Origin of the sequence: Rhizobium sp. ZX09 (assembly GCF_017357485.1) — a bacterium.
GTDB classification, from domain to species: Bacteria; Pseudomonadota; Alphaproteobacteria; order Rhizobiales; family Rhizobiaceae; genus Agrobacterium; species Agrobacterium pusense.
This window is the reverse complement of sequence record NZ_CP031364.1, coordinates 1,849,632-1,868,057: the sequence shown is the minus strand read 5'-3', so window position 1 is coordinate 1,868,057 and position 18,426 is coordinate 1,849,632. Positions and strand designations below refer to the sequence as shown.

The following is an 18,426-nucleotide window of genomic DNA, read 5'->3' as shown; positions in this document are numbered from 1 at the left end:
GTGGATATTTCCTGATGCACGACATCATGCTCTGGCTTGTCTGGAAATTCAAAAGGCGGTCGCCCGCCACCACCTACGCGCCAGGAGGCCAATCCCGCCTTTTCAAAGCAGCCTGTGCAGACGTCGCCAGGCAGCAGGCGTGTTACCCACGGACTGACGGAAAGCCTTGGTGAGATGAGCCTGATCGGAAAAACCGAGCTGGGCAGCAATATCGGCCACCGTCAGATCGCCTTCCAGCAGAAGTTTCTGTGCGGCATCGATACGCCGCTCAAGTTGCCATTGCAGAGGTGTTTTGCCGGTTGTTTGGCGAAACACCGTGGCGAACCAGCTTTCCGACAGCCCGACAATATCGGCCATCTCGGCGACCGTCATGCGGTCATCACCGCGCTTTTCCACGCGGGCGAGTAACCGGTTCATCTGCGCCTGCGTCAGCCTGCCATTGGCCTGCTCGGGCGTTGGTCCGGGAATATCCAGCAAGCCGGCAACAATACCGCCGACGAGGCTTTCGGCATAAAGCGGATGTTTCTGCGGCTCGGCCAGTTCATCCACCAGCAGGCCCGCCAGGGTTTCCACCCCGCCGATATCCTGTATCTCGACCGGACGGCGTAACGCGGTCATGGCCGCCGAACCGCCGACCGCCGGGGACAGGAAGCGGAGAAGCCGGTCCTTGTGGATATGCAGGTTGAGATGGGAAAAACGATGCGTGGCGTTGCTGCCCGTCCACATGGGCACGCCTGCCGGCACGTAAACCGCCCGCGTCATCGGCCGCGAATGTTGCGAAAGCTCGCCGTCGCGATTTGATATTCGGATTCGTGACGAGACGTCGTTGAAGAAAATCATGATGCGTGGATCGGCGGCGAGGTAATACCCCTTCGCCCCCACCTGGCTCTCCGCCTCCCAGAAAGCGCTGACCAGCCCGTCGAACTGGCGCCACTTGACCGGCGCGGTGACACTGATCCCTTCCGTGTGCCAGGTCATGGAATGCCAGAAACTCAATGCAATTACCGTCCGGTTGTCGAGCCGAGGCCGAGGCGTGGAAACAAACGTGGCACAGGGCAATCGTGGCGCTCACCCTGCATGCCGCCATAACATGACTTATCTATTCATGTTAATAGCAAAGATCATTATGAATAGAAACATTCTCCCCCGCGAAAAGGCTGGAACCTCTGCCCGGGACGACCGTTGAATTCCTGACAGGAACCAAACGAGGGAGATTATTCATGGACCGCAACAAGGAACCCGGCGACTTCGCAGAGAAGAAGCGCGAGGAACAGGGCCGCGGCGTCATCGTCGCCGGGCCGGATGCCCACGAGAATGAAAAGAGCGGCAGAACCCCGTCGCAAGGAGCGGAGAAATCATCCCCGAAGCGTCCGGTACCGTCTTCCGACCGTCGGTGATCCGCCGCCGCGTCCAGCACATTTGCGCAACGTGTGCGAGAGCGCCAAGCCGATCTACGAGAAGCCGAAAACAAAAGCGCCTCCCCGATCGCTCAGGGAGGCGCTTTTCAATGGCAAACAGGCTCGTTACAGAAGATCGAAACGGTCGGCGTTCATCACCTTCGTCCAGGCGGCGATGAAGTCGCGGACGAATTTTTCCCTGTTGTCGTCCTGTGCGTAGACTTCCGCATAGGCGCGCAGGATCGAGTTCGAGCCGATCACGAGATCGACACGGGTGGCGGTGTATCTTGCCACGCCAGTCCTGCGGTCACGGATCTCATAGAGATTGTTGCCGGTCGGGACCCAGGTATAGGCCATATCCGTCAGCGTCGTGAAGAAGTCGGTCGTCAGCGTGCCGGGCTTGTCAGTGAACACGCCATGTGTCGCACCGCCGTAATTGGCGCCAATGACGCGCAGACCGCCGATAAGTACTGTCAGTTCCGGCGCAGTCAGGCCGAGAAGCTGGGCGCGGTCCAGCAGCAGTTCTTCGGGGCTGACAACATAGTCCTTCTTGATCCAGTTGCGGAAACCATCCGCCAGCGGCTCGAGCGGAGCGAAGCTGTCAGCATCCGTCTGCTCGGCGGAAGCGTCGCCGCGGCCCGGTGCAAACGGCACGGCGATATCGAAGCCAGCCGCTTTCGCGGCCTGTTCCACGCCGTAATTGCCGGCCAGAACGATGACATCCGCGATGCTCGCACCGGTTTCACGGGCAATCGGCTCAAGAACCGAAAGCACATGGGAAAGACGGGCGGGCTCGTTGCCTTTCCAGTCCTTCTGCGGAGCAAGGCGGATACGTGCGCCATTGGCGCCGCCGCGCTTGTCCGAACCGCGGAAAGTGCGGGCGCTATCCCAGGCGGTGGCAACCAGATCTGCGACCGGAAGGCCGGAAGCGGCGATCTTGGCCTGTACGGCAGCCACATTGTAGCTCGTGGAGCCTTCGGGCACCGGGTCCTGCCAGATCAGGTCTTCTGCGGGAACATCCGGTCCGAAATACCGGGATTTCGGCCCCATGTCACGGTGCGTCAGCTTGAACCAGGCGCGGGCGAAGACTTCCGAGAAATGATCCTGATCGTCCTTGAACTTCAGCGAAATCTCACGGTAGATCGGATCGACCTTCAGTGCCATGTCCGCATCCGTCATCATCGGGATGGTGCGGATCGAGGCATCCTCGACGTCAACAGGCTTGTCTTCTTCGGCAATGGTGATCGGCGCCCATTGCGATGCACCGGCGGGGCTGTGCGTCAACGTCCACTCATGCTTGAACAGCATGTCGAAGAAGCCATTGTCCCACTTGGTCGGATGGCTCGTCCACGCGCCTTCGATACCCGAGACGACGGTATCACGACCGATGCCGCGGCCCTTGGTGTTGATCCAGCCAAGGCCCTGATATTCCGGGCCTGCGGCTTCCGGATCGGGGCTGAGATTGGCCGCGCTGCCGTTGCCGTGCGACTTGCCGATCGTGTGGCCGCCGGCGGTGAGCGCCACGGTTTCCTCGTCGTTCATGCCCATGCGCGCGAAGGTCTCGCGCATCTGCGCCGCCGTCGCCAGCGGATCGGATTTGCCGTTCACGCCTTCCGGATTGACGTAAATGAGACCCATCTGCACGGCGGCAAGCGGGTTTTCCAGCGTTTCCGGCTTCGTCACGTCGCCGTAACGACCGTCGCTCGGAGCCAGCCATTCCTTTTCATCACCCCAATAGGTGTCCTTTTCCGGAGCCCATATGTCTTCACGGCCGAAGGCGAAGCCGAAGGTCTTCAGGCCCGCAACGTCGTAGGCAATGGTGCCGGCGAGCGCGATCAGGTCTGCCCAGGAAATCTTGTTGCCGTATTTCTTCTTGATTGGCCACAGCAGGCGGCGACCCTTGTCGGTGTTGACGTTATCAGGCCAGGAATTCAGCGGTGCAAAACGCTGGTTGCCGGTGTTGGCGCCGCCGCGGCCGTCCGTTACGCGATAAGAGCCGGCGGCATGCCAGGTGACACGGGCCATCATACCCACATAGCTGCCCCAGTCGGCCGGCCACCAGTCCTGGCTATCGGTCATCAGGGCCCGAAGATCGGCCTTGAGGGCCTCGACATCAAGCGTCTTCAGCGCTTCGCGATAGTTGAAGGAGGTGCCAAGCGGATTGGTCTTGGTGTCGTGCTGATGAAGAATATCGAGGTTCAGCGCGTTCGGCCACCAGTCGGTCACCGATTTGCCGGAAGCCGTATTGCCTCCGTGCATGACGGGACATTTGCCAGCCGGTTTTGAAGTTGCGTCCATTTCGCCCTCCGATGGGTTTAGCAATTAAACAAAATAAGTTCGACACGGGCAGCGGTATGAATCAGCGTTCGCAACGGGTTACTGCCAACCGCAACGACACTGACGGCCTTTCACAGCTACAGCCTCTTTCTGTCATGATGATGACTATCAGGCGGGTTCCATAATTTCCAATTGTATATTCTAAAGGCTGCGATATGCTGAGCTTATGATTGCGCTCTCCATGAAACATCTCCGCTATTTTGACGCTTTGGCGAAGATCGGCCATTTCGGGCGTGCTGCCGAGGCCTGCGCCATTTCGCAGCCCGCCCTTTCGCTTCAGATCCGTGAACTGGAAGAACTGATCGGTGCGCCGCTGGTCGAAAGAGGCAGCCGGCAGATCAGGTTGACCGCTCTTGGCGAGGAGTTTGCCGAGCGCACCCGCGCGATCCTTCAATCGGTCGATGAGCTGCAGGATCTGGCGCGGGCTCGGCACGGGCCGCTCAGCGGCCGCCTGCGCATCGGCGTCATTCCGACCGTTGCTCCCTATCTTCTGCCGCAGGTCATCAAGACGCTTACGAGACATTACCCCGGGCTGGAAGCACGTCCGCGGGAGGCGGTGACGCAAAAACTGATCGAGGACCTTCTGGAGGCCCGGCTGGACATGGCCATCGTCGCCCTCCCCGTCTCGGAACCGTCGCTGGAGGAAATCCCGCTATTTTCCGAGGAATTCATTCTGGTGCGGCCGATGGAGGATGCGGGCATGCCGGTGCCGAGCGCCGACAAGCTCGGCGAAATGCGCCTGCTGCTTCTGGAGGAAGGCCACTGTTTCCGCAATCAGGCGCTATCCTTCTGCAGCACTACGAATGCGCCACCCCGCGTGCTGATGGAGGGGAGTTCACTATCCACCCTTGTGCAAATGGTCGGCGCCGGCATCGGCGTCACGCTCATTCCGCAAATGGCCGTCGACATGGAGACCCGGCAGTCCACGGTCTCGGTCTTCCGTCTGGCGGAACCGCGACCGTCCCGCACCATCGGTATCGTGTGGCGGAAGAGTAACCCGCTTTCGGCGCAGTTCGCTCATATCTCGGAGATCATCCGAGACTGTGGCCTGCAAAAAATTCAGGGCGGTAACGTTTCCACCAGATAGTGGTCAGGCGCACAGGGTGCGCAAAGTCGGGCCGAAGCCTCGAAAAAAGCCTTTTTGATGCGGCTGCGCTTGTCACTGCCATCCATTGTGGAAATGGGCACTTCGAACCCGAACATGCTCTCCGGCATTGCAAGCCGCTCGTTCCAGAAAGCGTCAATGTCCGAAAGCAGCATCTTCTGGCGCCGTCTTCGCCGGTGGTTTATCGGATGCCGGGCCTGCGAGATCGCAAAGAAGCTATGAGCACCCTGTCCCAGATAGGCCTGCATAACCATCAACACCGCCTCTTTGGGGCGCAGACCACAAAGATCACGCGTTACAGCCACCATTTCCTGCTTCGCCGCGTGCGGCCCCTGCATTCCGCCGACCACGATCGTCCTGACATCGCCCCTGTTTACGAACATGAACTTGGCTGTCCAAACTGTCGCCTCATCCCGGCATCGGATCAACCGGATGGCAAACGCGCCCTCGTGCCGGCCGCCAAAGCGGTCCGCAAGCGCCAGGTTGCACCGGTAATCGTCGGAACGGCCGGAAATCACTGACATCTGGACGGCCTCCCCAGCCCAGATCGCTGCCATCACACTGCGCGAAAAGCACTCCCTGGCGAGGTGAAAATTCGAGGTCAGAAGTGCGAGACGTTTCTGAGAGCCCAGATTGGCGATAAGGAATTTCGAGAAAGGTTTTTGCAGCAGATCGTCGTGCGGAAGCGCTAACTGCTCCATTGCCGAAAACCGCATGAGAAAAAGCCACCATCGCAGCGTCACGATGGGATTGCCTGCAAAACGCATCCACAAAAGAAAACCGCGCTTCCAGTGTGCCCGGCGGGTGAACCCCGCGAGCCTTGTCATAAGCGGCAAAAAAGACACTCCCGCCCCCTCAGAGGCTGGGAGACCTTGCGGGTAAGCCGGCAGCGGATCAAGCGCACCAGGGTCATGATCACGGCGGAGGGCAGACGTTTCAGCGCGCCACATTTTGACACCTGCAGAGAGAATGAGAGCAAAGGGAAAAGAGGGAGGAGGACATCTCGATAATAGCAATCACCTGCGAATCCGGATTTTGCCGCGCCAATCCAATTAGGCCCGTCAAGCTGACATGACTGTGAATCCAAACGGGCGGCGCATGATGAAAACGAAGACTTTTCAGACGGGGAGTCTTCACGTGGCGGCACGGCACCGGCGTCATCAAGAAGGGATCCACTGCGCCATCCCGGCCCATAGCGCCTTTGCCATCAGTCACGATCCGTCTCCACACCACAAACCAACTCAGTTCGGTCAGTATGACGGGCGTTCTGCACCGGTAACGTTACGTCAACATTATGCCGCCGGGCATTCGGGCCGGGTAATGCTGCTGCAATTATGGATGCCTATCCCTTGGCCATCGGCCTGGGCGCAGGCGACGTGACCCGGCGGTACCGGATTGGTTTTATCTGGAGAAACGATGTTATGTGGATAAAGAGAACGATAAAGGCGGGGGGCGCGCTTGCTGGCTGCGTTCTCGTCGTCACCGCTCTCGGTCCGGTACGCGGAAGCGCGGATGCGAATGAGCGCGTCAAGGGTGTCGTGGCGGCGGCTACCATGAGCCCTGCCGGCATTCCTTTCGAACTCACAGAGCAGGAAACGGCAAAGATCGGTACACGCTCCATGGCGGAGCGCCTCAGCATCAGCGGTGAGCTTCAGCCAATCAGCCGCGTTGTGATCCGCGCCCGCGAAGCCGGAAAGATACTTGAGATGACGGTCCGGGAGGGGCAGCCGGTCAAGGCGGGCGACCTGCTTGCGCGTTTTGAAACCGACGAGTTGCAATCAACGCTGCTGCTCCGGCAAAGCGACCGGAATGCGGCCGAGGCTGAGCTGACACTGGCGATGCAGGCGCTGGCGAGAACCGAACAGCTGGCTGCAAAAAACATTGCCTCGGCAGAACAGCTCGACAAGGCGAAAAGCGATGTCGTGGTGAAGACGGCAAGGGTTCAGAGCCTGTCGGCACAGGTGGATATTGCCCGTCTCGCCGTCCGCAACGCCGAAATCCGTGCACCATTTGACGGAACCGTTACCAGACGTGTGGCAGAGACGGGGTCGCGGATCAGCGCCGATGGCGAACTTCTGACGCTGGTGGATAGCAGCATGCTGGAAGCAAAAGTCCTCGTAGCCACCCGCGATGTTCCCCGCATCGCACTCGGCCAGACGGCCGACCTGGAGATCGACGGGCTAAGTGGGGACGTCGTCAGGAGCACCGTCGACCGCATCAATCCTCTTGCCGAAGAGGGGACGCGTTTCGTCGCGGTCTATCTGCGGCTTGCCAACCGTGACGGCAGGTTATGGGGCGGAATGTTCGCAAGCGGATCGATCCTTCTGTGGGAAAAAAACGACGCGCTGGTAGTTCCCGCCATCGCGCTTCGCAAGGATGAGACGGGCTATCATGTCCTCAAGGTGCTGAACGGCCATCTCCGCCGCCAGGCTGTTGCGCTTGGAGCGCGCTGGAACGGTGGAAGCTCTGTCGAGATCGCCGCCGGCCTGAACGGAGGCGAGACGATCCTCACCGCGCCGTTGCCGGAATTACAGCCTGATATGGCGGTGACGATAGACAGGGCGGGCTGACATGGTTCTGACCCGCATATCCGTTACTCATCCCGTTTTCACCACCATGATGATGGTGGCGCTGCTGGTCCTGGGCTTCTTTTCACTGCAGAGACTGGGGCTGGACCAGTATCCCAGGGTCGACCTGCCCGTCGTCGTGGTGGCCATTACCTATCCAGGCGCGACACCGGAGACGGTGGAGACCGACGTGACACGTCCGGTCGAGGAGGCCCTGAACACCGTCGGCGGTCTGGATGAAATCACCTCTACCTCCTATGAGGGGCGATCCGTCGTGGTCGCGAAATTCAAGCTGGAGGTTGAAGGCGCGACCGCCGCACAGGATGTGCGTGACAGGGTGGCCGCCATTGAGGCAAGTCTGCCGGAAGACACGAAAAAGCCGGTCATCTCTCGCTTCGACCCCGCTGCGGAACCGATCCTTTCGATCGCGATCAGCTCCACGGCACTCGATGTGTCCGCCCTCACCACACTTGCCGACCAGAAGGTGTTGCGGCAACTGACCAGCGTCTCAGGCGTCGGACAGGCGACACTCGTCGGCGGCCGAAAGCGGCAGATCGATGTTGCAATGGACGAGACACGCATGCGCGCGCTCGCGATTGGCGTCAACGAGGTGGCGAATGCGCTGCGCAGTGGCAACGGTAACAGCCCGGCAGGCAGCATCGTGGAGCCAACCTCCGAACGTACCATTCAGGTTCAGGGCCGCATCGACACCCCACAGGCACTGCTGGAAATGGTCGTGGCGCGGCGCGGCGGAGCGCCGATCCTGCTTGGCGACGTGGCAACAGTTTTCGAAGGGGCGGCCGACGCGGAAAGCCGCGCCCTTTACAACGGCCAGACGGCACTGGCGATCGATATCGTCAAGATACAGGATGCCAACACCGTTCAGGTCGTAAGGGACGTGAAGAGCCGCCTTGACGATCTCAATAGAGAACTCGCCCCGCAGAACGTGCAACTGCGCATCGTCACGGATTCGTCTATCCCGATCCGGGAATCCGTCACTCAGGTGCAGACAACCCTGATCGAGGGCGCGGCACTTGCAATCGCCATCGTTTTTCTCTTCCTCAATTCATGGCGCAGCACGGTCATTACCGGATTGACCCTGCCCGTCGCCATCATTGGCACGCTTTCAGTAATCGATTCCCTCGGCTTCACGCTCAATACGCTCAGCCTGCTGGCGCTGACGTTGTCGATCGGCATTCTGGTGGATGACGCGATCGTGGTACGCGAAAACATCACCCGCCATCTTCACATGGGCAAATCCCATATCCGCGCAGCACTTGATGGAACGAACGAGATCGGGCTTGCGGTTATCGCCACCACCGCGACCATCGTGGCAGTCTTCCTGCCGGTCGCCTTCATGGGCGGCATTGTGGGCCGGTTCTTCTACGAATTCGGCATCACCGTCTCGGCCGCCGTGCTCATTTCCCTCTTCGTCGCCTTTACGCTCGATCCGATGCTGTCGAGCGTCTGGTACGATCCTGGTTCACAGCCTGACGCGAAACGTGGGCGCATCGGTCGCCTGATTGCACGTTTTGATCATGGCTTCGGACATTTCGCCGGCAGGTACCGACGCGTGATCGGCTGGACCCTCCGCCATCGGCTCGTTACATTGCTTGCCACCATCGCCATTTTTATCGGTAGCCTCTTCATGGTGCCGCTGCTCGGCGCGGAATTCGTGCCGACCGCCGACGGGGGCCGCTTCCAGATAGCCGTTACCGCACCAGCCGGCTCTTCGCTGGATTACACCACGGCGAAGGTCCGGCAGGTCGAAAAGGCGCTCGGGCAGTTTCCAGAAGTCGAGACGCTTTATTCCACGATCAATACCGGCGGCGCCGCCGGCAAACATCGCGCCATCATTCAGGTGGCGCTCGTGCCGCTGGAGATGCGGAGCAGGACGCCGCTGGCGCTTGCCGACCCGATCCGCCAACGCCTGACGGCCATACCCGGCATTGAGTTCTCGATCCTGCAGGACGGCCTTGGCGGCGAGGAAAGCCCGGTGCAGCTCAGCGTTCTCGGCGACGACAGGGAGGTACTCGACAAAATCTCATCCGCCCTGATGGAAGACATGAAGAAAATCCAGGGCCTTGTGGATGTCACCTCCAGCGCCCGCAACGTGAGACCCATCCTTTCCGTACGCCTGAAATCCGCAGCCGCGAGCGATCTCGGTGTCAGCAGGTCCGAACTCGCTGCAGCACTCTCCCCACTCATCGGCGGGGAAGACGTATCGAAATGGACGGACAGGAACGGCAACAGCTACGACATAGTCCTGCGCCTGCCCGCCGAGCGGCGTTCCGATGTCATGGCGATCAGCGACCTCATGATCGCAACCGGACGGACCACGTCAAACGGCGCCCCCGTCATGGTGCGTCTCGATCAGGTCTCCGAGATCACCGTCGTTCCGGCACCGGCGGAAATCCGCCGTATCGACAATCGCCGCGAGGTGCTGGTCACGGCCAATATTGCCGGCCGCACGCTAGGCGATCTGACGGAAGCGTTGCAGAACCTCACAGCGCATCGCGATCTGCCGGATGGTTACCGCATACGCTTCGGCGGCGAGGCCCAAACAATGGAGGAAACCGTGGGCCATATGGTGACAGCGCTGACCATGGCGGTCATCTTCATCTACATCGTCCTTGCCTCGCAGTTCGGCAGCTTCATGCAACCACTCGCCATCATGGCATCGCTGCCGCTCTCGCTTGTCGGCGCCCTCGCCGGCCTTATGGTGGCCGGCAGTACGATCAACATGTTCTCGCTGATAGGCTTCATCATGCTGATGGGCCTCGTGACTAAGAATGGCATATTGCTGGTCGATTTCGCCAATCGTGAACGGCGGCGCGGCCTTTCCCTGAACGAGGCGCTGGAAAATGCGGGCGTGATCCGCTTCAGGCCGATCATCATGACGACGCTCGCGATGATCTTCGGCATGATCCCTCTCGGGCTCGCCATAGGTGGAGGCGGCGCGCAGCGCGCGCCCATGGCCCATGCCGTAGTGGGCGGCCTCATCAGTTCCACCTTTCTCACCCTGATCATTGTGCCGACCATCCTGTCCTATATCGACAGCATCAGCACGCGTTTCGCCCGACTGCTGCCGAAACCGCCGGACGAGGCGGATGAGCACGACGTGTCGGATCGGCAGCTGCAGTTTCTTCAGCATGAGCTTCACCTGCCAGAAGATATCCGGCAGATTTGAGCCTGTCGTTTTACGCCCACATTAGTCGTCGGTTCAGCCAGGCGATGCGGCAGATCTTCATGCCCCTTCGCCCGTGCGGCCCTTCCGTTTGCCCTTTGGCCTGAAATCGACCAGCAGCGATTTCAGCTCGATATCCCTGACCCTTCTTGCGGCCTCGTCCGGGCGAACCCATTCCACCAGGCGCTCGCCACGCTCCTTGAATTTGGTTTCCGCGCCCGTCACCTCGATCTGAAACACGTCCACGACGCAGGGCACGACTTCGCCATCATCGAGCATCTTGAGATAGGTATAGCGGCCGACCGCTTCCTTTCTGACCCGGCCACGAACACCGGCCTCCTCCCAAGCCTCAATTGCCGCGGCCTCATGGGGCTTCTTGCGCTTCATCGGCCAGCCGCGCGGAATGATCCAGCGACCGCTGGTGCGTGAGGTAACGAGCAGGATTTCGACATTGTCATCGCCCCCGCCATATCGAAAGCACAGCGCAGCATATTGCTGCCGGAAAGCGCCTGTGAAGAGCTTTTCCGGAACCGCAGCAAGCTGCTGAAGCAATGTCAGGGGGCGGGCCGGGCGGGATTTCCGGCTTTTTTTCGTCGATTTCATATCCGTTGATAGTGCTGATTTTCCGGGTTGCATCAATGCCCCGCGTGCATTTATGACAGTTTTATGACAATTACCCCCCACAACATTAAAAGCGCCACTGAGGGCCAATTCGCATGATGAGCTTTTTCCGCAAACTGATGCCGCGCGAGGATCGTTTCTTCGACCTGTTCAGCAAACATTCCGAAACCGTCATCAAAGCGGCCGAAGCCCTGGACAGCCTTTTGAGCGGCGTCGATGTCGAAAAGAACTGCGATCTCATCGTTGCCCTCGAACATCAGGCGGACGACATCACCCGCGACGTGTTGCTTGCGGTGCGACGCAGTTTCATTACGCCTTTCGACCGCGGCGATATCAAGGACCTTATCCAGTCCATGGATGACGCCATCGACATGATGCACAAAACGGTCAAAACCATCCGTCTCTTCGAGCAGAGCGAATTCGACCCGCTGATGAAGGAGATGGGCCATGAGATCGTGCGCGCGGCTAGCCTGATCGCAGAGGCCATTCCGCTTCTCGAAAAGGTCGGCACCAATGCCCAGCGCCTGTCATCGATCGCCGAAGAGATCACCCGCGTCGAGGGGCGCTCCGACGACCTGCACGACCAGGGACTGAAAGACCTGTTCCGCCGCCATGGCGCCGCCGGCAATGCCATGGCCTACATGATCGGCAGCGAGATCTACGGCGAACTCGAAAAGGTGGTTGACCGCTTCGAGGATGTGGCCAACGAGATCAGCGGCATCGTTATCGAGAACGTCTGATGGATGTCGCACTTGCACTGCCGCTGCTTGTCGGCCTCATCGCCATTGCACTGTTCTTCGATTTTCTGAACGGTCTTCACGACGCCGCAAATTCCATTGCCACGATCGTTTCCACCCGGGTGCTGCGGCCGCAATATGCCGTTGCGTGGGCGGCCTTCTTCAATTTCATAGCCTTCCTCTTCTTCGGCCTGCATGTGGCGGAAACGCTCGGCACCGGCATCATCGATCCGGCCATCGTATCTCCGCAGGTGATTTTCGCGGCGCTGATCGGCGCGATCGTCTGGAACATCGTCACCTGGATTTTCGGCATCCCCTCCAGTTCGTCGCACGCCTTGATCGGCGGCCTCGTTGGCGCAGGTCTGGCAAAGGTCGGCTTCAATTCCATCGTCTGGTCGGGGCTGCTGAAGACCGTCGGCGCAATCTTCATGTCACCGGCTATCGGCTTTTTCCTCGCGCTGCTTCTGGTGCTTGCGGTATCGTGGCTTTTCGTGCGGCAGACGCCCTTTGCAGTCGATCGCACCTTCCGCGTCATGCAGTTCATCTCCGCCTCGCTATATTCGCTGGGCCATGGCGGCAATGACGCGCAGAAGACCATGGGCATCATCGCCGTGCTGCTGTTCAGCCAGGGACATCTCGGGGAGAGTTTCTACGTGCCTTTCTGGGTGGTGATTTCCTGCCAGTCTGCCATGGCGCTCGGCACCTTGTTCGGCGGCTGGCGCATCGTGCATACGATGGGTTCAAAGATCACGCGGCTCAACCCGATGCAAGGTTTCTGCGCTGAAACCGGCGGCGCATTGACACTGTTCGGCGCCACGTGGCTCGGCATCCCGGTCTCCACCACGCACACCATCACCGGCGCCATCGTCGGCGTCGGGGCCGCACGCCGCGTCTCCGCGGTGCGTTGGGGACTGGCCGGCAACATCGTCATCGCCTGGATCGTGACCATGCCGGCCGCGGCACTGATTTCCGCTTCCGTTTACTGGCTGACATCGCTGTTCGGCTGACACTCCCCTGCCCCATCGGCCCCTCCCGGAACAAAAACCACACCGTGGCTGTTTGATCCGGGAGATCAACGGGCAAGCGGATCGCGGGAAATGGCACGTCAGGTTTTCTGGAAGGGTTATCTGAAGCTGTCGCTGGTGACGGCCTCCGTGTCGCTGACACCTGCAACGACAGAAGGCAACAAGTACCGCTTCCACGTTCTCAATCGCAAGACCGGCAATCGCGTCGAAAGCCGTTATGTCGACAGCGTCACCCACCGCCCCGTTGCGGCGAAAAACCAGGTGAAGGGTTTTCCCCGTGGCGAGGACGATTATGTGCTGCTCGAGGATGACGAGATCGATGCGGTGGCGCTCGAAAGTACGCGCACGATCGATATCAAGACCTTTGTGCCAAAAGGCTCCATAGACTGGATCTGGTACGACCGACCGCACTTTCTTCGCCCGGAAGACAAGATCGGCGCCGAAGCCTTCAGCGTCATTCGCGAGGCCATGACGGCAAACGGCGTTTTCGGCATTGCCCGGCTTGTGCTCTACCGGCGGGAACGGGCCGTGCTGCTGGAACCTTCCGGCAAGGGTATCATCCTGTGGACATTGCACTACGGCGAGGAGGTGCGCGAAAGCATTGACGCTCTCGATCCGAAGATGAAACTTGAAAAGCCGCTGCTGCAGGCCATGGAAAAACGCATTTCCAGCCAGATGACGGAGTGGAAACCAACGTTGGTTCAGGACCCGATCCAGAAAAAGATCAGGTCGCTGCTCAAGAGCAAAGGCAATGAGGCGCCCGCCTCGAACAAGAAGGCCGGCACCAAGGCCCGAACCGGCGGCAACGTCATCAACATCATGGACGCTTTGAAGAAAAGCATCGCGGCCGAAAAGAAGCGCTGAGACGCGGTCTTAGCGCGCCTTTTTCGGCAAAACCTCCGCGGCGGCAAAAAAGCCCTCCCAGGGATCTTTCTTCAATGCGGAAAGACGTGCCCCGATATTGTTGACCGTGAAATGGGCAGGACCGATATCGGCCGTGAGTTCGGACCATTCGAGGGGGGCGGAGACCGCCGCACCCGGCCGCGCCCGGGTCGAATAAGGCGCCACCGCGGTATTGCCGCGACCGTTGCGCAGATAGTCGATGAAAATGCGGCCTTTGCGTTTTGCCTTGGTTGCGACCGAGAGATACCTGTCCGGCTCGGCCTTCGACATGTCTGCGGCCATGGCTTTGGCAAATGCCTTGACTGCCGTCCAGCCAGCCTGCGGCTTCAGCGGGGCAACCACATGAAGCCCCTTGCCGCCTGATGTCTTGACGAAAGCTGCCAGACCCGCCGCTTCAAAACGTTGCTTCAGTTCGAGCGCCGCCTCTATCACATCCTCCCAGGAGACATCCTCGGCGGGATCGATATCCATGGTGATCATATCCGGCTTTTCCCAGCTCGCGGTGGTCGCTCCCCATGGGTGGATTTCAAGCGCCGCGGACTGCACGAGCGCCATCATGCCATCAAAATCGGTAATGCGGATCAGTGGTTCGCCGGCCTTATCCTTGGGATCCCTGATCTGTTCGATGGCCTTGTTGATGCCGCGCCAGGCGTGTTTCTGGAAAAACCGCTGCCCTTCTATACCCTCCGGGCAGCGCAGCAGCGCGAGCGGCCTGTTGACCACGAAGGGCGCCATCTGCTTCCAGACCTGGGCATAATAATCGGCAAGACCTTCCTTCGTCACGCCGTCATCCGGCCAGTAAAGGCGGTCCGGGTGAGTGAATTGGATGGCAGACTGCGGCGGTCTGGTGTCGTTCACGGCCTTCTCCTCGCGTTCGATTTCTTGAGCAGGCTTATCCTCGCGCAGTCCTCGGAATGAGGCGTGCCGCAGATTGCCATCGCCCGACCACGCCCGGAATTCGACCTCCGCCACGAGGTCCGGTTTGACGTAGTGGAGGTCGCGACGTGCAAGCGCGGTCAGCTTTTCTCCGAAGGGGCTTTCCTTTTGCGCGAGCGGCTTCAGGCGTCCGAGCAGCATCTCAGCCACCTCGCCGGTGTAACCCGTACCGACGCGGCCTACATGGCGCAGCTTGCCCTTTTCATAGACGCCGAGGGCCAGTGAACCGATGGCATGATCCGAAGTGGAAGAAACCGTATAACCACCGATGACGAATTCCTGCCGCATCGAACATTTCGATTTCACCCATTCACCCTTGCGGCCGGAGACATATTTGCTGTCCTTGACCTTGGAGATCACCCCTTCGAGGCTGAGACGACAGGCGTGGTCCAAGACCAGCGCGCCGCTCTCCTCGAAATGTTCACTGTAACGCAGCTGGGGATCGCCCGCCGGAAGGAGTTTTTCGAGGAGAGCCTTGCGTTCGGTGAGCGCTGCGCCGCGCAGGTCGGACCCATCGAGATACAGGAGATCGAAGGCGTAGAAGACGAAACGGTCGCTGCGCCCTTCGCTTAAATCCTGTTGCAGGGCTGAAAAGTCGGATGCGCCGCTGTCCCGTTCCACGACGATTTCACCGTCGATCAGGGCTGTTTCGGCGGGCAAGACCTTTAACGCGCGGGCCACCGCATCCCCAAATTTCTCTGTCCAGTCCAGACCACTACGGGTCAGAAGCTGGAGTTTGCCGTGGTCGAGCCGGACCTGCAGTCGGTATCCGTCGAACTTGATTTCGTGCAGCCAGCGATCGCCGCCAGGCGGTTTCGGCTTCAGCGTGGCAAGCGCCGGCGGCACGAAGGACGGAAGCGCCTGTTTACGCGCGCCCCTGGGCAAATCATGCGCCTGCTTCCGGCCTGAAGAGGATGCCGTGGCCTTTTTCGACACGGGTTTGGAATTCCACGTGTCCTTGGGTTTTGAAGCGACATCTTCGACGCTGCGACCGGTTTTCACCGATTCCGGCCGCTCTTCCAGAATGTCGGCACCACCGTCTTGCCGCGCCTCGTCATCATCGCCCTTGATCAGCAGCCAGTTTTCCCGCTTTTCGCCAGGCTTTCCGTGCATACGCACGAGATGCCAGCGGCCTCTCAGCTTTTCGCCTTCCAGCTCGAATTCGAGATGGCCTTTTCGATAGCCCTTTCTGGCGTCGCCGATCGGCCGCCAGACGCCGCGATCCCAAACGATGACGGTGCCGCCACCATATTGTCCCTTGGGGATGACACCCTCGAAATCGCCATAGCTGAGCGGATGGTCTTCCACGTGCACGGCAAGGCGCTTTTCTTCCGGATCAAGGCTTGGGCCTCGCGTGACCGCCCAGCTCTTCAGCACCCCATCCATTTCCAGACGAAAATCGTAATGCAGCCTGCGGGCATCGTGTTTCTGGATGACGAAGCTCGAGCCTTCGACCTCGGCCTTCGTCCCTTTGGGCTCAGGGGTCTTGTCGAAGCTGCGTTTGGCGTTATAGGTCTGCAATCCCATGGATCAGCTCGCTTTCCGCGACGTCTTGCGGCCTGACGGCTTCGCTTTTTTTCCGGCGTCTTCCCTTGCGCTGCGACGAAGCGCCTCCTTGAGATCAATCACATTGTCCTGTTTCTGCGGTGCCCGCTTGCGGATTTCCCGGCCCTCAATCTTGGCTTTCACCAGCTCCGCAAGGGCATCGTTGTAACGGTCGCTATAATCGGAGGGATCGAAGGTGCCGGCCCGCGTTTCGATGATATGCCCGGCAAGTTCCAGCATTTCGTCATCGAACTCGATGTCCGGGATGGATTTGAAGACGGTATTCTCTGCCCGAACCTCGTAACCGAAATTCAGCGTGGTTGCGACGAGCGCCCTGCCGCTCGGGCGGATGAGGACCACGCGGTTGCGCCGGAACAGCACGGCCTCTCCGAGGGCAGCAACATTTTCGTCTTCCATCGCTCTGGCGAGAAGCGTCAGCGCCTCCTCGCCACCTTCCTGCGTCGGCGCAAGATAATAGGATTTGTCGAAATAAAGCTTGTCTATGTCGTCGCACTGGAGGAAGTGCCGGATACGGATGACCTTGTCATTTTCCGGCATCAGCTTTGAGATTTCGTCACCCTCGATGACGATGTAATCGCCATTATCGCGTTCGTAGCCCTTGACCTGCTCGTCCCGTTCGACCGCCTCGCCGGTATCGCTATCCACATATTGCCGTTCCACGCGGTGACCCGTCTTGCGGTTGACGATGTTGAACGAGATTTTCTCCGACGAGGTCAGCGCGGAATAAAGACCGATTTCACAGTTCAAATCACCAAAGACCAGATGGCCTCTCCAGCTCGCCCTCCTGTTCATGACGCCCGCCCGTGATTGTCGTTACGCGACGAGCGGCCGCCATTCCGGTCTGCGGCAAGAATGCGCTCGATGGCAGGAACGTCCGCTTCCGCAAGAACCGGCACAGGGTCGGAGGCCATGGCTTCCAGCACTTCAGGGGAAAGGCCGCCATTGCGAATGACCCATTCCATGGCCTCTCTCGTCTGCCTTTCCGCCTTCAGCTGCGCGTAAAGGGCCAGTATCAGCCGGTCGCGTACATCGAAGGGTTTTGCATCCGTTTGTGAACGTCGTTCATGCCTTTTCATGTCTGCTCCTCGAACAGCCAGCTGGCGCCTGAGTCATTGTCTCAGGCAATACCCTTGCCGCCGGTCACGCCGTAAACCTCGCCATTGATAAAACTGCCGTCCTGCGATGCGAGCAGGACATAGACCGGCGCAAGCTCCACCGGCTGGCCGGGGCGGCCAAAATCGCTATCCTTGCCAAAATTGCGCACCTTTTCGGCGGGCTGGCCGCCGCTCGGTTGCAGCGCCGTCCAGAACGGGCCCGGTGCGACAGCGTTGGCGCGCACACCCTTGTCTATCAGCTGCTTCGCGAGCGCTTTGGTGTAGGCCCCGATGCCCGCTTTTGTGGTCGCATAATCCAAGAGGATTGCAGAAGGCTCGTAGGCCTGTATCGAGGCCGTGGTGATAACGGAGGCGCCCGGCTGCAAATGGGGAACTGCGCCCTGCGCAATCCAGTGAAGAGCATAGAGATTGGTCTTCATCGTTCGGTCGAAATCTTCGGTCGACAGCTCCTCTATATTCTCGCGATATTGCTGTCTTGCGGCATTGATTACAAGAATATCCAGGCCGTTGAGATCGCCAGCCGCCTTTTCGACGAGTTCGCGGCACCAGCCTTCATCGGTAATGTCGCCCGGCAACGCCACCGCCAGACGTCCTTCCGCCTCGATGAGCGCGACCACCTCCTCGGCGTCGGATTCTTCTTCAGGAAGGTAGGAGATCGCGACATCCGCTCCTTCTCGTGCGAAAGCGATTGCCACCGCACGGCCGATGCCGGAATCGCCGCCCGTTATCAGCGCCTTGCGACCGGCAAGTTTTCCCGAGCCCCTGTAGCTCTTCTCCCCATGATCCGGAAGAGGCATCATGTTGGTCACCAGACCCGGCATCTCTTGCTCCGGCGTCGAAAAAGGCGGGCGCGGATACTGGCTGCGCGGATCCTGGGGCTCGAGGCGGTCTGTCATTGCGGGCTCTCCCAATAAAAGGTGTCCATTCGTC

15 protein-coding genes are annotated in these 18,426 nt (G+C 59.9%); 7 read left to right on the top strand and 8 right to left on the bottom strand.

All coding sequences use genetic code 11. From position 1 onward, the window contains the following. Positions 1-102 precede the first annotated feature (102 nt). Positions 103-996 carry an AraC family transcriptional regulator gene (locus BTN45_RS23170; RefSeq protein WP_207591334.1) on the bottom strand — a complete coding sequence of 298 codons (894 nt, stop codon included), beginning with the start codon at positions 994-996 and terminating at the stop codon, positions 103-105. A 224-nt stretch (positions 997-1,220) separates the two neighbouring features. Here BTN45_RS23170 and BTN45_RS23165 point away from each other — a divergent pair, with 224 nt between their 5' ends. Further along, the gene (locus BTN45_RS23165) at positions 1,221-1,397 is read left to right on the top strand and encodes a hypothetical protein (RefSeq protein WP_207591333.1); all 177 of its coding nucleotides are present in this window, start codon (positions 1,221-1,223) and stop codon (positions 1,395-1,397) included. Between the two features lie 126 nt (positions 1,398-1,523). On the opposite strand, the gene katG is transcribed toward BTN45_RS23165, so the two are convergent. Beyond that, positions 1,524-3,695, bottom strand: coding sequence for a catalase/peroxidase HPI (gene katG, locus BTN45_RS23160; RefSeq protein ID WP_207591332.1), 2,172 nt, complete (start codon positions 3,693-3,695; stop codon positions 1,524-1,526). A 205-nt stretch (positions 3,696-3,900) separates the two neighbouring features. Between katG and BTN45_RS23155 the strand changes: the two genes are divergently transcribed. Next, positions 3,901-4,821 carry a hydrogen peroxide-inducible genes activator gene (locus BTN45_RS23155; protein WP_035208302.1) on the top strand — a complete coding sequence of 307 codons (921 nt, stop codon included), beginning with the start codon at positions 3,901-3,903 and terminating at the stop codon, positions 4,819-4,821. Here BTN45_RS23155 and BTN45_RS23150 read toward each other — a convergent pair. Continuing rightward, positions 4,794-5,666: a DUF535 family protein gene (locus BTN45_RS23150; RefSeq protein ID WP_246751754.1), complete on the bottom strand. Its 873-nt coding sequence runs from the start codon at positions 5,664-5,666 to the stop codon at positions 4,794-4,796. The genes BTN45_RS23155 and BTN45_RS23150 overlap by 28 nt on opposite strands. Positions 5,667-6,260: 594 nt before the next feature. Between BTN45_RS23150 and BTN45_RS23145 the strand changes: the two genes are divergently transcribed. Together BTN45_RS23145 and BTN45_RS23140 are read left to right on the top strand one after the other, a co-directional pair. Beyond that, the gene (locus BTN45_RS23145) at positions 6,261-7,409 is read left to right on the top strand and encodes an efflux RND transporter periplasmic adaptor subunit (protein WP_207591321.1); all 1,149 of its coding nucleotides are present in this window, start codon (positions 6,261-6,263) and stop codon (positions 7,407-7,409) included. A 1-nt stretch (position 7,410) separates the two neighbouring features. Beyond that, positions 7,411-10,596: an efflux RND transporter permease subunit gene (locus BTN45_RS23140; RefSeq protein WP_207591320.1), complete on the top strand. Its 3,186-nt coding sequence runs from the start codon at positions 7,411-7,413 to the stop codon at positions 10,594-10,596. A gap of 57 nt (positions 10,597-10,653) precedes the next feature. Here the strand turns inward: BTN45_RS23140 and BTN45_RS23135 are convergent, their stop codons facing one another. Continuing rightward, on the bottom strand, positions 10,654-11,196 hold the full coding sequence (locus BTN45_RS23135; RefSeq protein ID WP_060942131.1) for an NUDIX hydrolase: 543 nt from the start codon (positions 11,194-11,196) through the stop codon (positions 10,654-10,656). 113 nt (positions 11,197-11,309) lie between these two features. On the opposite strand from BTN45_RS23135, the gene BTN45_RS23130 reads away from it, so the two are divergent. From BTN45_RS23130 to BTN45_RS23120, 3 genes are all read left to right on the top strand, one after another. Next, complete coding sequence (locus BTN45_RS23130; RefSeq protein ID WP_022563805.1) at positions 11,310-11,954, top strand: DUF47 domain-containing protein; 645 nt, start codon at positions 11,310-11,312, stop codon at positions 11,952-11,954. Next, positions 11,954-12,958, top strand: a complete 1,005-nt coding sequence (locus tag BTN45_RS23125; RefSeq protein ID WP_004444749.1) for an inorganic phosphate transporter — start codon at positions 11,954-11,956, stop codon at positions 12,956-12,958. The genes BTN45_RS23130 and BTN45_RS23125 overlap by 1 nt, the downstream gene beginning before the upstream one ends. Positions 12,959-13,048: 90 nt before the next feature. Beyond that, the gene (locus tag BTN45_RS23120; RefSeq protein ID WP_035208297.1) at positions 13,049-13,840 is read left to right on the top strand and encodes a Ku protein; all 792 of its coding nucleotides are present in this window, start codon (positions 13,049-13,051) and stop codon (positions 13,838-13,840) included. Positions 13,841-13,849: 9 nt separating this feature from the next. Here BTN45_RS23120 and ligD read toward each other — a convergent pair whose 3' ends face one another. The 4 genes from ligD to BTN45_RS23100 are packed head-to-tail and all read right to left on the bottom strand — an operon-like array spanning position 13,850 to position 18,392. Continuing rightward, a complete protein-coding gene (gene ligD, locus BTN45_RS23115) occupies positions 13,850-16,342 on the bottom strand; it encodes a DNA ligase D (protein ID WP_207591318.1) in 2,493 nt (830 codons plus the stop codon). Between the two features lie 3 nt (positions 16,343-16,345). Next, positions 16,346-17,173, bottom strand: a complete 828-nt coding sequence (locus tag BTN45_RS23110; RefSeq protein ID WP_207591311.1) for a Ku protein — start codon at positions 17,171-17,173, stop codon at positions 16,346-16,348. Beyond that, positions 17,170-17,457, bottom strand: coding sequence for a hypothetical protein (locus BTN45_RS23105; protein ID WP_004444758.1), 288 nt, complete (start codon positions 17,455-17,457; stop codon positions 17,170-17,172). The genes BTN45_RS23110 and BTN45_RS23105 overlap by 4 nt, the downstream gene beginning before the upstream one ends. 41 nt (positions 17,458-17,498) lie before the next feature. After that, positions 17,499-18,392, bottom strand: a complete 894-nt coding sequence (locus BTN45_RS23100) for an SDR family oxidoreductase (RefSeq protein ID WP_207591303.1) — start codon at positions 18,390-18,392, stop codon at positions 17,499-17,501. Positions 18,393-18,426: the final 34 nt, after the last annotated feature.